16 protein-coding genes (1 of these 16 running past the window's edge) are annotated in these 13,037 nt (G+C 27.5%); 14 read left to right on the forward strand and 2 right to left on the reverse strand.

Annotated elements, in window-relative coordinates:
• The first annotated feature begins 6 nt into the window (after positions 1–6).
• Together Q1K13_RS00265 and Q1K13_RS00270 are read left to right on the forward strand one after the other, a co-directional pair.
• Positions 7–918, forward strand: a complete 912-nt coding sequence (locus Q1K13_RS00265) for a PTS system mannose/fructose/sorbose family transporter subunit IID (protein ID WP_300346477.1) — start codon at positions 7–9, stop codon at positions 916–918.
• 223 nt (positions 919–1,141) lie between these two features.
• The gene (locus tag Q1K13_RS00270) at positions 1,142–1,516 is read left to right on the forward strand and encodes a DUF956 family protein (RefSeq protein ID WP_300346480.1); all 375 of its coding nucleotides are present in this window, start codon (positions 1,142–1,144) and stop codon (positions 1,514–1,516) included.
• Positions 1,517–1,641: 125 nt separating this feature from the next.
• Here Q1K13_RS00270 and Q1K13_RS00275 read toward each other — a convergent pair whose 3' ends face one another.
• Positions 1,642–2,133 carry a dihydrofolate reductase gene (locus Q1K13_RS00275; RefSeq protein ID WP_300346482.1) on the reverse strand — a complete coding sequence of 164 codons (492 nt, stop codon included), beginning with the start codon at positions 2,131–2,133 and terminating at the stop codon, positions 1,642–1,644.
• Between the two features lie 561 nt (positions 2,134–2,694).
• Here Q1K13_RS00275 and dnaX point away from each other — a divergent pair.
• The 8 genes from dnaX (at position 2,695) to Q1K13_RS00315 (ending at position 8,601) form a co-directional block, all read left to right on the forward strand.
• Complete coding sequence (dnaX, locus tag Q1K13_RS00280; protein WP_300346484.1) at positions 2,695–4,338, forward strand: DNA polymerase III subunit gamma/tau; 1,644 nt, start codon at positions 2,695–2,697, stop codon at positions 4,336–4,338.
• Between the two features lie 111 nt (positions 4,339–4,449).
• Positions 4,450–4,788, forward strand: coding sequence for a YbaB/EbfC family nucleoid-associated protein (locus tag Q1K13_RS00285; RefSeq protein ID WP_300346486.1), 339 nt, complete (start codon positions 4,450–4,452; stop codon positions 4,786–4,788).
• A gap of 213 nt (positions 4,789–5,001) precedes the next feature.
• A complete protein-coding gene (gene recR, locus Q1K13_RS00290; RefSeq protein ID WP_300346488.1) occupies positions 5,002–5,598 on the forward strand; it encodes a recombination mediator RecR in 597 nt (198 codons plus the stop codon).
• Positions 5,599–5,669: 71 nt separating this feature from the next.
• Positions 5,670–5,948: a YaaL family protein gene (locus tag Q1K13_RS00295; protein WP_300346490.1), complete on the forward strand. Its 279-nt coding sequence runs from the start codon at positions 5,670–5,672 to the stop codon at positions 5,946–5,948.
• A 19-nt stretch (positions 5,949–5,967) separates the two neighbouring features.
• A complete protein-coding gene (locus tag Q1K13_RS00300) occupies positions 5,968–6,243 on the forward strand; it encodes a pro-sigmaK processing inhibitor BofA family protein (RefSeq protein ID WP_300346492.1) in 276 nt (91 codons plus the stop codon).
• A 262-nt stretch (positions 6,244–6,505) separates the two neighbouring features.
• Positions 6,506–8,101: an ABC transporter permease gene (locus Q1K13_RS00305; RefSeq protein WP_300346494.1), complete on the forward strand. Its 1,596-nt coding sequence runs from the start codon at positions 6,506–6,508 to the stop codon at positions 8,099–8,101.
• A 69-nt stretch (positions 8,102–8,170) separates the two neighbouring features.
• On the forward strand, positions 8,171–8,350 hold the full coding sequence (locus Q1K13_RS00310; protein WP_300346496.1) for a hypothetical protein: 180 nt from the start codon (positions 8,171–8,173) through the stop codon (positions 8,348–8,350).
• Between the two features lie 68 nt (positions 8,351–8,418).
• On the forward strand, positions 8,419–8,601 hold the full coding sequence (locus Q1K13_RS00315; RefSeq protein ID WP_300346499.1) for a hypothetical protein: 183 nt from the start codon (positions 8,419–8,421) through the stop codon (positions 8,599–8,601).
• Between the two features lie 126 nt (positions 8,602–8,727).
• On the opposite strand, the gene Q1K13_RS00320 is transcribed toward Q1K13_RS00315, so the two are convergent.
• Entirely contained in the window at positions 8,728–9,423 is a 696-nt protein-coding gene (locus tag Q1K13_RS00320; RefSeq protein WP_300346502.1) for a 5'-methylthioadenosine/adenosylhomocysteine nucleosidase, read from the reverse strand.
• A 325-nt stretch (positions 9,424–9,748) separates the two neighbouring features.
• Between Q1K13_RS00320 and Q1K13_RS00325 the strand changes: the two genes are divergently transcribed.
• The 4 genes from Q1K13_RS00325 to Q1K13_RS00340 form a co-directional block, all read left to right on the forward strand.
• Complete coding sequence (locus Q1K13_RS00325; RefSeq protein ID WP_300346504.1) at positions 9,749–10,510, forward strand: tRNA threonylcarbamoyladenosine dehydratase; 762 nt, start codon at positions 9,749–9,751, stop codon at positions 10,508–10,510.
• A gap of 222 nt (positions 10,511–10,732) precedes the next feature.
• Positions 10,733–11,911 (forward strand): MFS transporter, encoded by a 1,179-nt coding sequence (locus Q1K13_RS00330; protein ID WP_300346507.1) that lies wholly within the window; start codon positions 10,733–10,735, stop codon positions 11,909–11,911.
• 15 nt (positions 11,912–11,926) lie between these two features.
• A complete protein-coding gene (locus Q1K13_RS00335; protein ID WP_300346510.1) occupies positions 11,927–12,865 on the forward strand; it encodes a GNAT family N-acetyltransferase in 939 nt (312 codons plus the stop codon).
• A 19-nt stretch (positions 12,866–12,884) separates the two neighbouring features.
• Positions 12,885–13,037 carry the 5' portion of a deoxynucleoside kinase gene (locus Q1K13_RS00340; RefSeq protein WP_300346512.1) on the forward strand. It continues 531 nt past the right edge of the window, so the window shows 153 of its 684 coding nt (coding positions 1–153); it begins with the start codon at positions 12,885–12,887; its stop codon lies off the right edge, out of view.

The following is a 13,037-nucleotide window of genomic DNA, read 5'->3' on the forward strand; positions in this document are numbered from 1 at the left end:
ACTAAAATGGAAAATAAATTAAAGTTAACAAAAAAAGATCGTCTTTCTATTTGGTGGCGTTCAACTTTCATTCAAGGATCATGGAACTATGAGAGAATGCAAAATGGTGGTTGGGCATTTTCATTAATTCCAGCAATAAAGAAATTATACAAAACTAAAGAAGAAAGATCAGCGGCATTAACACGTCACTTAGAATTCTTTAATACTCACCCATATGTAGCATCACCTATTATTGGTGTAACATTAGCATTAGAAGAAGATCGTGCAAATGGAGCAGCAGTTGATGATGTAACTATTCAAGGGGTTAAAGTTGGTATGATGGGACCTTTAGCTGGTATCGGAGATCCAGTTTTCTGGTTTACTGTTAGACCTATATTAGGAGCATTAGGTGCTTCACTTGCTATGGCTGGTAATATATTAGGTCCAATTATATTCTTCTTTGGATGGAATATTATACGTATGGCATTCACTTGGTACACTCAAGAACTTGGATATAAAGCTGGTTCTCGTATTACAGAAGATTTATCAGGTAACTTATTACAAGATATTACAAAAGGTGCATCTATACTTGGTATGTTCATTTTAGGATCATTGGTTAATAGATGGGTATCAATTAAGTTTACACCAGTAGTATCATCAGTTAATTTAAGTAAAGGTGCTTATATAGATTGGAATAGCCTTCCTGCAGGGGCAGAAGGTGTTAAACAAGCCTTATTACAACAAGCATCTGGATTATCATTAACTTCTCAGAAGGTTACAACATTACAAGGTAACTTAGATTCATTAATTCCTGGACTTGCAGGATTATTATTAACATTCTTATGTATGTGGTTACTTAAAAAGAAAGTATCTCCAATTGTTATTATACTTGCTTTATTCGTAATCGGAATTTTATTCCATGTAATAGGATTAATGTAATATTGTTTATTTAGCCTAGGTTAGGGTAATATTTTTACTTGGCCTAGGCTTTTTACATAAATAAATTAAAGTAAATAAGTTTTATGATATTATGGAAGTAGTATCACAAATACTTAATTGGAAATAAGAATAAATATAATTAGCACCAAATTTAATAAATATGTTAATTAATTTGTTTATGAATAAGATGGATATTTATAATTATTAGAAAGGGGTAGAACGTATGATTCAATCACTAAATACAAAGGTAGATTTAGTTGTTGATGCAACAGCTTTTACAGGGCTTGCTGATTATGGAAAAATAATGATTGGTGATAAGGGTTTTGAATTTTATAATTCTAGTAATGCTTTAAAGTTTATTCAAATACCTTGGGAAGAAGTTGATTATGTAATTGCTTCTATAATATTTAAGGGAAAGTGGATTCCACGATATGCAATTAAAACTAAGAGAAATGGAACATATTCCTTTGCATCTAAAGAGCCAAAGAAGGTGCTTCGTGTTGTTAGAAATTATGTTGATTCAAGTCGTATAGTTAGGTCTTTAAGCTTTTGGGATGTTGTAAAACGAGGAGTAAAATCTTTGTTTAAGAGAAAGTAATTTTATATAAAAAGATAGTACATAACTATTAATTTACAAAATGTGTAATTAGAATAAGTCACTTTATAATTAAATATATGGTGGCTTTTATTTTTGCTTTTTTAGTAAAGTCATATTAAACATATTTAATATGACTTTACTTCGTAATTTACAAATTTGAATTTAGTATTATTTTCTTCGTAAACTTTGCTTTCATAAGTTATATTCCACTTTGAATAATTTATTTTAGGAAAATAGGTATCTCCAGAAACTTCTTTTAAAACTTCTGTTATATAGAGTTTTGATGATAAACCTAAGAATTGAGAGTAAATTTTGCCACCGCCAATAATAAAAACCTCCTCTTCACTATCCTTAAATTCTTCAATTAGTTTTTCTAAATTATTATATATAATTACATTTTCATTATTATAAGAAAAATCTTTATTTTTAGTTAAAACTAAATGAGTTCTCTTTGGTAATAGAAATGGGAGTGATTCAAAAGTTTTTCTTCCCATTAATATTTTCTTTCCTATTGTTATTTCTTTAAATCTTTTAAGGTCAGAAGGTATATTCCAAGGAAGAGAGCCTTCTTTTCCTATGATATTATCAATACTTTTGGCAACAATTATAGAAAACATATAAATTTCCTTTCTTTAATAGAATTCATTAGAGTTTGATTGGTTAATTTTTAAGTTTAATATTAATGTTATGAGTTAATTTTAACATTAATATTTGAATTTTATACTATTTTGTAAATTGGGATAATTTCGTACTTTATGATAATAAATAATATAGGTAAAGTAAATATTATTTATTATCATAAATACAAAAGTAAAGGTTTGAATGGTATTAATAATAGAGATAAATTGACAGTTTAAGAAAGTATTAAACTTAGGTAAGTAAACATTGTAAGATTAGATGAACTTGAAATATTAAATATGTTAACTAATAAAATCTTTACAAGTATTATAGTTTAAAGAAATAGTCACAAAAGTTTATATAACTTAAATAATAAAATCTTTATAAGTATTATAGACTCTTTTACAAAGGTATCTGTTACATGGGTTTTAACTAATAAAGTTTTTTAGAATTATAAAGAAATTCATAACTTACAAAATATAAATTATGTAAATAGGTATAGAAGTCTATTTTGATGTATAATAATTATATGTTAATGCAAGCTTAGAGAGGTGAAGAATTTGGCATATAAAGCTTTGTATAGAGAGTGGAGACCACAAACTTTTAATGATGTTGTTGGTCAAGAACATATAACCACTACATTAAAAAATCAGATTATAAATGGAAGAACAGCTCATGCCTATTTATTCTGTGGAACTAGAGGTACTGGTAAAACTTCTACTGCGAAAGTAATGGCTAAGGCTTTAAACTGTCTAGATTTAAGAGATGGTGAGCCTTGTAATAAGTGTGAGATGTGCAAAAAGATAAATGAAGGTTTGGCAATAGATATAACAGAATTAGATGCAGCTTCAAATAATGGTGTTGATAATATTAGAGATATTATTGATGACGTTCAATACCCACCACAGGAAGCTAAATTTAAAGTTTATATAATGGATGAGGTTCATATGTTATCAATAGGGGCAGTTAATGCTTTTCTAAAAACATTAGAAGAACCACCTAAGAACGTGGTATTCATATTAGCAACTACTGATCCTCAAAAATTGCCTATAACTATATTATCAAGATGTCAAAGATTTGATTTTAAAAGAATTAGTAGAAAAGATATAACAGGAAGACTTAGAAAGATTGTTACAGAACAAGGTGTATTTTGTGATGATAGAAGTCTAGATCTTGTTGCAAGAGTTTCTGATGGGGCAATGAGGGATTCTTTAAGTATTTTAGATCAAGCTATTTCAATAGGTGATGGAAAAGTTGATTATGATGAACTTGTTTCTATGCTTGGACTTGTAACTAATGATAATTTATTTAAGATAGTTGATTCTATTATAAAAAGAGATATTGAAAGTGCTATGGAAATCATAGAGGAATTAGTTCTTACAGGAAAGGATATGACTCTTTTTATAAAGGACTTAATTGTTCATTATAGAAATCTTCTTATGATAAAGGTAACTTCAAATCCAGAAGATGTTTTAGATACAGCTGAGGAAAATATAGAAAAGTTAAAGGTTCAAGGGGCTAAACTGAAGGTTGAAGAAATCATGAGATGTATAAGAATTGTACAGGAATGTGATGAGGAAGCTAAGGTTAGTAAGCAAGCAAGAGTTTACTTAGAACTTGCAGTAATAAAAATGTGTAAAATAGAGTATGATACATCTAAAGAAGTTATGTTATCTAGAATAAATAAATTAGAAAACATGATAAAGAGTGGTAATATAAAAGTAAATACTAACTTAGAGGATGTTAAATCAGATGTTCAAATTGGAGGCACTTCCAATAAAGGAAAATTAGATAGTAAATCTAATCAACCAATAAAAACTAATAATTATGAACCAGTAAATGAAAATTCTACTTTAACACCAGAGTATTTAAGAAAGGTTTGGAAGGATATACTTGAAACTTTCAAGAGTAGAGGAAAGTATATGGTTTATATGGCCTTAGCAAAGGGTATAAGTAATGTGTCTTGTAATAAAGGTGTTGTTGAGTTTAGATATACTTATGATTTTAAACATAATAAGGAAAGACTTGAAAAACCTGATTTTTCTAAGATAGTAAATGAAGTTTTTTCAGAAGTTTTAAGAGAACCTGTTAGAGTTGTTTATAGTGTTGAACATGGGTCTGAGGAAGAAAAAGCATATGAAGCTGATTTAGAGGCTAGACTTTCAGGATTAATGGGAGATGGCTTAGAAATAATTGAAGAATAGTAATAAAAAATAGTAACCAAAGAACAATTAATCATATAATCTAATATTATAGTAAATTTTTCAAAAATACTATATAATATTAAGTAGTTAATTTTTAAGGAGGATGTAAGTATGGCAAGAGGTGGATTCCCAGGTGGAATGGGTAATATGAATAACTTAATGAAGCAAGCTCAAATGCTTCAAAAACAAATGCAATCAATGCAAGAGGAAATCGAAGCATCAGAATTCGAAGGTTCAGCTGGCGGCGGAGCAGTTGTTGCAAAAGTTAACGGAAAGAAAGAGTTAATCGCACTTAATATAAAACCAGAAGTTGTAGATCCAGATGATGTTGAAATGTTAGAAGATTTAGTTTTTTCAGCTGTTAAGCAAGCTTTAGAAAAAGCTAATGAAGAAACTACAGAAAAGATGGGCAAATTAACTGGTGGAATGGGTATGCCAGGATTATTCTAATTTAAAGAATAATAAAATACTTATGAATGTTAAAACTCTGCTGATATAATTCAGCGGAGTTTTTTATAGATATAGATATTTTTTAGGCTATGTTTTAATTGAATGTTGATTTTAGATATCTTTTCAGACTTACTTAAATTCTTTATAAAATCAACACTAGTTTAAAATATAAACAATAAATAAAAGTAAAATTAAGAAAAGGAGGCATTTAGGATGGAATTTTATCCAGTAGCTATAGAGAAGTTAATAGAAGAGTTTGCAAAATTACCTAGTATAGGTAAGAAATCTGCACAAAGATTAACTTTACATATATTAAATTTACCAAAGGATGAGGTTGAGGAATTTGCCAATGCTTTAATAAAGGCGAGAGGAACAATAAAATATTGTTCAGTGTGTGGTAATTTTACTGACTCAGATCCTTGTGCAATATGTGCAAATCCAAATAGAGAGAAAGATATAATTTGTGTTGTTGAACAGCCTAAGGATATTATGACTATGGAGAAGGTTAAAGAGTTTAATGGATTATACCATGTTTTACATGGAACTATTTCTCCAATGCAAGGAAGAGGACCACAAGATATAAGAATTAGAGAATTAGTTGCTAGAATGAGTGGAGATATTAAAGAAGTTATAGTTGCAACTAACCCTACAATTGAAGGGGAGGCCACAGCAATGTATATTTCTAAAATTTTAAAACCTTTAGACGTTAAGGTTACTAGAATAGCAGCAGGTATCCCAGTTGGGGGAGATTTAGAGTATGCTGATGAAGTAACTTTATCAAAGGCATTAGAAGGTAGAACTGTAATATAAATCTTGTTATCTATGAATACAACTTAGAAATTTGGTCAATAATTCCAAGTATATAAGTTGGAGGTGTAGTCATGGATAAAAAGAGAATTAAAGATTTTTTAGTACGAAAGATAGATTATACCAATGAGGATGAGGCTATAGTAAAAGCTATAGAAGAAACTATGTTAGAGCTTGAAGTTGCTAGATCTGCTTTTCAGAATGCTTGTGATGATAAACTTATAGATTCATTGATTTATAAAGAACAGGATATCAATGCAAGATATGAATATCTTATAAGAGAGGCTAAGAAAAGAGGTATAAAAGTTGGCTTAGAGCATATATTTAAAAATACTACTTTAAGTATAATTTAATTTTGAAAAGGGTGATCTTATGAATTCTAATGCATTAACATTAGATGATATAATTCTTTTAGTTGTTGCAGTTTTTGTGGCAATATTTCTTTTAAGATTAATATTTGGATCAATTAAGAAAATAATAGGTCTAGTTATTAATAGTATTTTTGGTGCAATACTTCTTATGATTGTTAATTACTTTGGATCTTATTTTGGAATAACTGTAGGAATAAACATTTTAACAGCTTTGATAGCTGGAGTGTTAGGGATTCCAGGTGTAATTTTGATTGTATTATTTCAAATGTTTATATAATAAAAAAACAGGTGTTTTTTTCACCTGTTTTTTTAATTTTTAGATGGGAGGAAACTTGCAAAGTAAACAAGAAATGCATAAAAACTTCTTCTATTTTAAGGAGAGGAGTAGTCAAAATTGAAGAAGTAATTAAACATTCTTTATATTAATATATGTATTAAAAGATAATTTGCTACTTATTTTAGAGAATAAAATCATAAAAATCTATTTGAGAAAGTATATTGTAAAGAGTTTATATTTACTTTTAAGAATGGAGAGTTTTATGGGAAAGTTAATAAGCAATTTGTGGTTTAAAAAATATAAACTAAGGATGATTATTGGATGGGTTATTTTAAGTATAGGTTTATTTTTTATTACAGGAAATTATGAAATGATAAAGATGAAGTTTAAAGGTACAGATGGAATAGTTGAAGATGTTATAATAAAAAAATGTTTTTCTGCGACTTATTTAGATAGAAGTATTTTATTTTTAATGTGCATTATTTTTATAGGATTGTTGTTTAAGAATAAGAAGGATGAAATTAGAGAAGCTATAAAATTAGGTGATGAGGGAAGAAAAAAATATTTTTTTAATAAAGTCATATGTGTTTATGGATTAATTATTATACCTATGGCTATTAACATAGTAATAAAAGTGAGTTGTTATTTTTTTTATGATGATATATTTACTTACTCTCAATTAGTATTAAGTTGTTTTTATTTTTTTGTAATTGGTATTTTATTTTCAACAGTAGTTTTCTTTATGAACATATTGATTAATGATAGATTTTTAGCAGGGATAGTTCCTATATTTTTCACAGAAGGATTAATAATATTTTTTGGTGTTAGTAATCTTTTAATAAGTGATAGATTAGCTTTTATTAGAGATATATTATGGAGTATTGGGAGAAATATTTTAAGAGTTTTTAGTTTTATTGATTTAAATTTTAATTCAGTTAATTTTTCAATAGGAAGGCAAGTAATAGTTATTTCTATATTATTAGCAATAACTGTTTTGTTGATTTATTTGACTTATATTTCAGTTAATATTATAGATGAAAAGAGTTTGAATAGACATTACTTCTTTGAAATACCAAGATATATAATATATATATTTATGAGTTTATTGGTAAGTTTTTGTTTTGTATCAGCAGTTGGATATTTCTCCATAATGTTTATGCCTAGCATTACCTATGTTGATGGGACTTTTTATGTGAACATTGCTTCATTAATTTTTGCTTTTATAATTTATTGGTTCTTAGAATCATTATATAGATCTAAATTTATGATAACAGAGTGTTTGAAAGAAAATAAATTAGAAAAAGAAGAGGATTTAAAAGTATTTGAGAATAGCAATAGGAATGAAAAAGAAGGTATAAATGAAATTTCTGGACTAATTTATAATATTGGTGAAGAGGAAAAATTTGGAGTTTTAGAAGATGATTCAGAAAGTTTAGAAGCTTTTGAAAAAGCCACTTTAAAAGTAGATTATAAAGAAGATTATAAGCTAAGTTATGAAGCAGATTATAAAGTAGAGCAGGAATTCTTTGATGAAAAATATGAGAATTTAGAGTATAAGTCAGATAAAAGCAATGTAGTAGCTAATGGCAATGAAGTTGAAAAAAATATAGAAGAAAAAGTATATGAAGAAATAAAAACACCAGAATTAGTTGAAGTGAGTGTTAATCTTGATGATATAGTAAATTATGAAGAAATAAAAGAAGAATTTGATATATCTGAAATAAGTATAAAAAATCATTTAGAACAACTTGAAGTAAAAGATATAGATGATATAGTTGAAATAACAGAAGAAAAATTTAATGTAGATGATGGATCGGATGAAATAATAAAAATTTTCGTTGAAGAGGAATTAAGTTAGCAATTTTAAGCTTCTTCTAAAAGTGATATACTTAAAAGTATGTGAATATAGGTAGGAGGAAGTGTTATTATGGCAGTAGGAACAAGTATTAATTGTAAGTATTGTATAGATTTTAAAAACAATAAGTGTGATGGGACTGAGCAAACTTGTCTTTGTAGACTTTGTCCTAGAAATTTAGGACAATGTATATGTGTTAAGTATTGCAGAGAAACAGAATCAGTTTTATTTTGGAATGATGATGAAGAATAATTAGTATAAAAATCCTTTCTTAGAAAATACTAAAGATATATAGTATTTTCTAAGAAAGGAGAATTCTTATGGCTATGAGTGAAGAGTTTATAGATATGGCAGAAAATTGTGATTCATATACATCTAGATATAGAGAAGCTATATCTTCAATGAATTCTTGCAAGAGTTGTTTAAATTGTATTAAGTTTCATAGTGGAACTTGTGAAATAGAGATGGAAAATAAGTTTAATCTTTTACAAGATATGATTTAAACAGAAATATACTTTTATAAAATATAAAATTTTAAATATGTTTATAGTTTAGAGGTAATTTAAGGTGCTATATTACTTAAAATGAGTGATATAGCACCTTTTTTATAAAAATGAGAAAATTTTTTATTAAGCCATTTTTAAAATCATTGATTTTAAGATAGAAGTTGAGTTTTTAACTCCGATAGCAGTAAACTCAGCAAAGTCCATATGTGCTCCATTATTTGCGTTATCAGAGATTGATCTTATAACAACGAATGGAATATTGTTTAAGTAGCAAACGTGAGCTATACTTCCACCTTCCATTTCACAAGCTGCAGCACCAAATTCTTCTTCTAACCATTTAACTTTTTCTACGCTAGCAACGAATTGGTCTCCAGTAACTATTCTTCCTTTAAAACTTTTTATTTCTTCATTTTCTTTACAAGCTTTTTCACAAAGTTCAACTAATCCTTTATCACATTTGAAATCAAATGTATCTAATCTTGGAATTTGTCCCATAGGATCTCCAAAAGCTGTTGTATCCATATCATATTGAACTAATGAATCAGCTATAACTACGTTACCAGGAAGTATTTCCATACCTATTCCACCAGCAACACCTACGTTTATAACCTTATCAACTTTATATTCACTTATTAATATTTGTGTGCATATAGCAGCGTTAACCTTACCTATACCGCAAACTACAGCTACAACTTCTTGTCCCCAAAGATTTCCTTGGTGGAAAGTCATGTTAGCTTTATTATCTTTAGATTTTACCTCCATATCTTGTAGAAGTATTTCTAATTCTTCGCTCATAGCAGCAATTATTCCTAAAGTCATTTCTAAATCCTCCTCAAAATAAAATTCATAAGGCTATTATATATTAAAAAAACTTCATATCATAGGAATTTAATGTTTAAAAAATTAATCATGAAAAAATATTAATAATATTTTAGAATAAAAAAGAAGATTTTATGAGTATTTGTTGATAAAATAAGATGTTATATGTTATTCTACATAAAAACTTTATTTATACTTAGTAGAATGCATATAATAAATAATGGATTTGTGTGTAGGTAAATCACAAGAATTACATATTTAATTGATAATATTATTGGAAGATTAACATAGGGGAAATTTATAATTTACAAAGGAGAGGAATTTTATGTTACAACATTCGCTATCAAGAACAGAGTTACTTATAGGTAAAGATGCATTGGATAAATTAGCTAAGAGCAAAGTAATGGTATTTGGAGTAGGTGGAGTAGGAAGCTTCACAGTTGAAGCTTTAGCAAGAGCAGGAGTAGGAAATCTAATTTTAGTAGATGATGATACTGTGTGTTTAACAAACTTAAATAGACAAATACATGCTACATATAGTACTATAAGCAAAGACAAAGTAGAGGTTATGAAAGATAGAGTTCTTTCAGTAAATAGAAAATGTAATGTGGAAACAATACAAGTTTTCGTTACACCAGATAATTTAGAAGAAATAATACCTGATGATGTTGATTATGTGGTAGATGCAATAGACACAGTATCAGCTAAGATAGCACTTGCTGTTTATTGTGAAAAAAAAGGAATAAAGCTTATGAGTTCAATGGGAACAGGAAATAAATTAAATCCAGCAGAATTTAAAGTAACTGATATATATAAAACTAAAGTTTGTCCACTTGCTAAGGTTATGAGATACGAACTTAGAAAAAGAGGAGTTAAAAAATTAAAGGTAGTTTATTCAGAAGAAATGCCAAGAAAACCAAAAGTTGAGGATGTTATTACTTGTAAAACTGGATGTGTTTGTACAGGGGGAACTAAGAAATGTGCAGAAAAAAGACAAATTCCAGGAAGTATATCATTTGTACCACCAGTTGCAGGTATGATAATTGCATCAGAAGTAGTAAAAGATTTAATAAAAGAATATCTTTAATTAATAGAAAATAAGTTATAAAATATATATGAAAAACATCTAAGTAATTCTTAGGTGTTTTTTCTTAGCAGATATTCAAATTAGCTATAAAAATATATAAATATGAACTAAAGATGAAATCTTGGAAAGTAAGATTTTAAGAGGGATTATTACGGACTAATCTCTCTTTTTTATGGTATAATTTTTTATACTCTGTTTATTGAAAAATAAGGAGGAATAATAATGAGTAGAAAAAAACAAAATTATATTGCATTAGCATTCCTATTTATAATGATGATATTAGCAGCAATTGTTGAAAATACAAAAGGAATATTCATTCCTGTATTTAAACAAGAATTTGGAGTAAATGATAATACAATAAGTAATATGCTTATTTCAACTTCTGCTGCATACATGGTATTAACATTTATAGGTGGGACATTATGTGAAAAAATTGGACAAAAGAAAGTATTTCTTATTGGATTAATGGTGATAGCTTTATCACTTGTATTTTTGTCTTTTACAAAGAATTATTTAATGTTATACACTGGAATGGTGGCAAGTAGTGCAGGGATAGCCATGGTGGCAATATCATGTAATACAATACTTCCTATAATAGCATTGACAGCTCAAAACGTAATTATGAATGTAATGCATGCTTGCTATGGATTAGGTTCATCTATTGGACAAGGACTATTTGGAGCCCTAACTTCAAGAGGGGTAGATTGGAGAACAATATATTTATTTGTAGGAATAATTTATTTAGTTGTATTTATATGTTTTATATTTGTTAGAATACCAAGAACTGAAATTGTTAAAAAAGAAGAAAAATTGAGTTTGAAAGAAGCTTTAGGAAATAAATTAATAGTGGCTTATATGCTTGCTTTAGGATTATACGTATTTACAGAGCAAGGAATATCAAATTGGTTTGTAAACTATATGAAGTTTGGCTACGATATTAATGAACAAAAAGCAGGAATATACTTATCCTTATTCTTCGCAATTTTTACAATAGGAAGATTATTTGGTGGATTTGTTGTAGAAAAAAGAGGATATTTCAACATTTTATACAAGACATTATTAATAGGTTCTATATTGTGTATAATTGGTTTATTACTAGGTGGAAGTGGTATGGTAATAATATCTTTATCAGGTTTATTTTTCTCAATAACATTCCCAACAACTGTTTTAAGTATAAGCAAAGTCTTTGATAAACATGTAGCTTATATAACAGGAATAGTAATAACAGCAGCTAGTTTAGTTGGAATGATTCTAAATAAAGCAATAGGAATATTAAACGAAAGTATTGGTGTTGATAAAGCTTTCTATATAATACCAGCCAGTGCAATTTTATCTGCAGCTTTAATGTTATATTTATATGTAAATACTAAAAATAAATTATCAGGTAAAATCAATAATTAAATTGGAGAGTAAATTATGTCTTTTGATAAGAATATATTAATAGAAGCTACAAGGGGAAATGATAGAGAGTACGTTGTAAAAGATAAGGTTGGCATAATACTTGGAAGATTCTATTTAAAAGAAATAGATTCTAAAAATAAAAAAGCTGATGTTAAGTTTAAGTTTTACAAAGAAGATAATTATAAGCTAATGAAAGAAACTTTAAGTAAAATACTAAAAGTTTTATTTGCTAAGAAGGATATATATAAGGTTAATATGTATGTTTCAGACATAAATAATTTTAACGCCTACTTAGATTTAGGTTTTATGCTTGAAGGTATAATATCTGATAATGTATGTTCTAATGGAAATCAAAAAGATGAATACATTATGGGTATAAACATAAATGATTTCACAGATAAGGTTAAAATAGTTCAATTTCAATTAAATACGAGAAGATTAGTACTTAGAAATTTAACACCAGAGCATACACAAGAAATGCTTGATTACTATATCAAAAATGAAAATCATTTAAAGCAATTTGAGCCTACTAGAGATAGTAGTTTTTACACTTATGAAGGACAAAAGGAAATTCTAACAGAAAGTTTTAGACAGTTTATAGATGGGACATCAATAGATTTAGGAATATTTAAGGATGAAAAACTTATAGGAAAGATTAAATTATCAAATATAGTTTATGGAATATTAAGAAGTGCATTTGTAGGATATTCAATAGATAAAGACCATCAAGGTAAGGGATATATGAAAGAAGTGCTTAGAAAAGTATGTAACTACGCTTTTGAAGAAATGGGTTTACATAGATTAGAAGCATCAACTTTATTGGAAAATGAAAGATCTCAAAGTGTTTTAAAAGCATGTGATTTTGAAGAATTAGGTGTAAGTAGGAAATATTTATACATTAACGGAGAATGGAGAGATCACAAAATATTTTATAAGATAAACGAAAGCTTATAAAACTTAAGGAGGAACAAAATTGTCTCTAAACACAAAAACAAATCTTTACAGAGAGATATTAAATAGAATAGATAGGAGAGGAAGTTGGGAAATGATAGTTGTAGATGGAGTTGTTGGAGTAGGTAAAAGTACTTTAATGAATATATTAGCAGAAAGAGGATTAGTAGCGTAT

This window comes from Clostridium sp., from assembly GCF_029267215.1.
GTDB lineage: Bacteria > Bacillota > Clostridia > Clostridiales > Clostridiaceae > Sarcina.

Coding starts and splice junctions, on each gene's coding strand:
- Q1K13_RS00265 (WP_300346477.1), top strand. CDS start 7: ATGGAAAATAAATTAAAGTTAACAAAAAAAGATCGTCTTTCTATTTGG.
- Q1K13_RS00270 (WP_300346480.1), top strand. CDS start 1,142: ATGATTCAATCACTAAATACAAAGGTAGATTTAGTTGTTGATGCAACA.
- Q1K13_RS00275 (WP_300346482.1), bottom strand. CDS start 2,133: ATGTTTTCTATAATTGTTGCCAAAAGTATTGATAATATCATAGGAAAA.
- Q1K13_RS00285 (WP_300346486.1), top strand. CDS start 4,450: ATGGCAAGAGGTGGATTCCCAGGTGGAATGGGTAATATGAATAACTTA.
- recR (WP_300346488.1), top strand. CDS start 5,002: ATGGAATTTTATCCAGTAGCTATAGAGAAGTTAATAGAAGAGTTTGCA.
- Q1K13_RS00295 (WP_300346490.1), top strand. CDS start 5,670: ATGGATAAAAAGAGAATTAAAGATTTTTTAGTACGAAAGATAGATTAT.
- Q1K13_RS00300 (WP_300346492.1), top strand. CDS start 5,968: ATGAATTCTAATGCATTAACATTAGATGATATAATTCTTTTAGTTGTT.
- Q1K13_RS00305 (WP_300346494.1), top strand. CDS start 6,506: ATGGGAAAGTTAATAAGCAATTTGTGGTTTAAAAAATATAAACTAAGG.
- Q1K13_RS00310 (WP_300346496.1), top strand. CDS start 8,171: ATGGCAGTAGGAACAAGTATTAATTGTAAGTATTGTATAGATTTTAAA.
- Q1K13_RS00315 (WP_300346499.1), top strand. CDS start 8,419: ATGGCTATGAGTGAAGAGTTTATAGATATGGCAGAAAATTGTGATTCA.
- Q1K13_RS00320 (WP_300346502.1), bottom strand. CDS start 9,423: ATGACTTTAGGAATAATTGCTGCTATGAGCGAAGAATTAGAAATACTT.
- Q1K13_RS00325 (WP_300346504.1), top strand. CDS start 9,749: ATGTTACAACATTCGCTATCAAGAACAGAGTTACTTATAGGTAAAGAT.
- Q1K13_RS00330 (WP_300346507.1), top strand. CDS start 10,733: ATGAGTAGAAAAAAACAAAATTATATTGCATTAGCATTCCTATTTATA.
- Q1K13_RS00335 (WP_300346510.1), top strand. CDS start 11,927: ATGTCTTTTGATAAGAATATATTAATAGAAGCTACAAGGGGAAATGAT.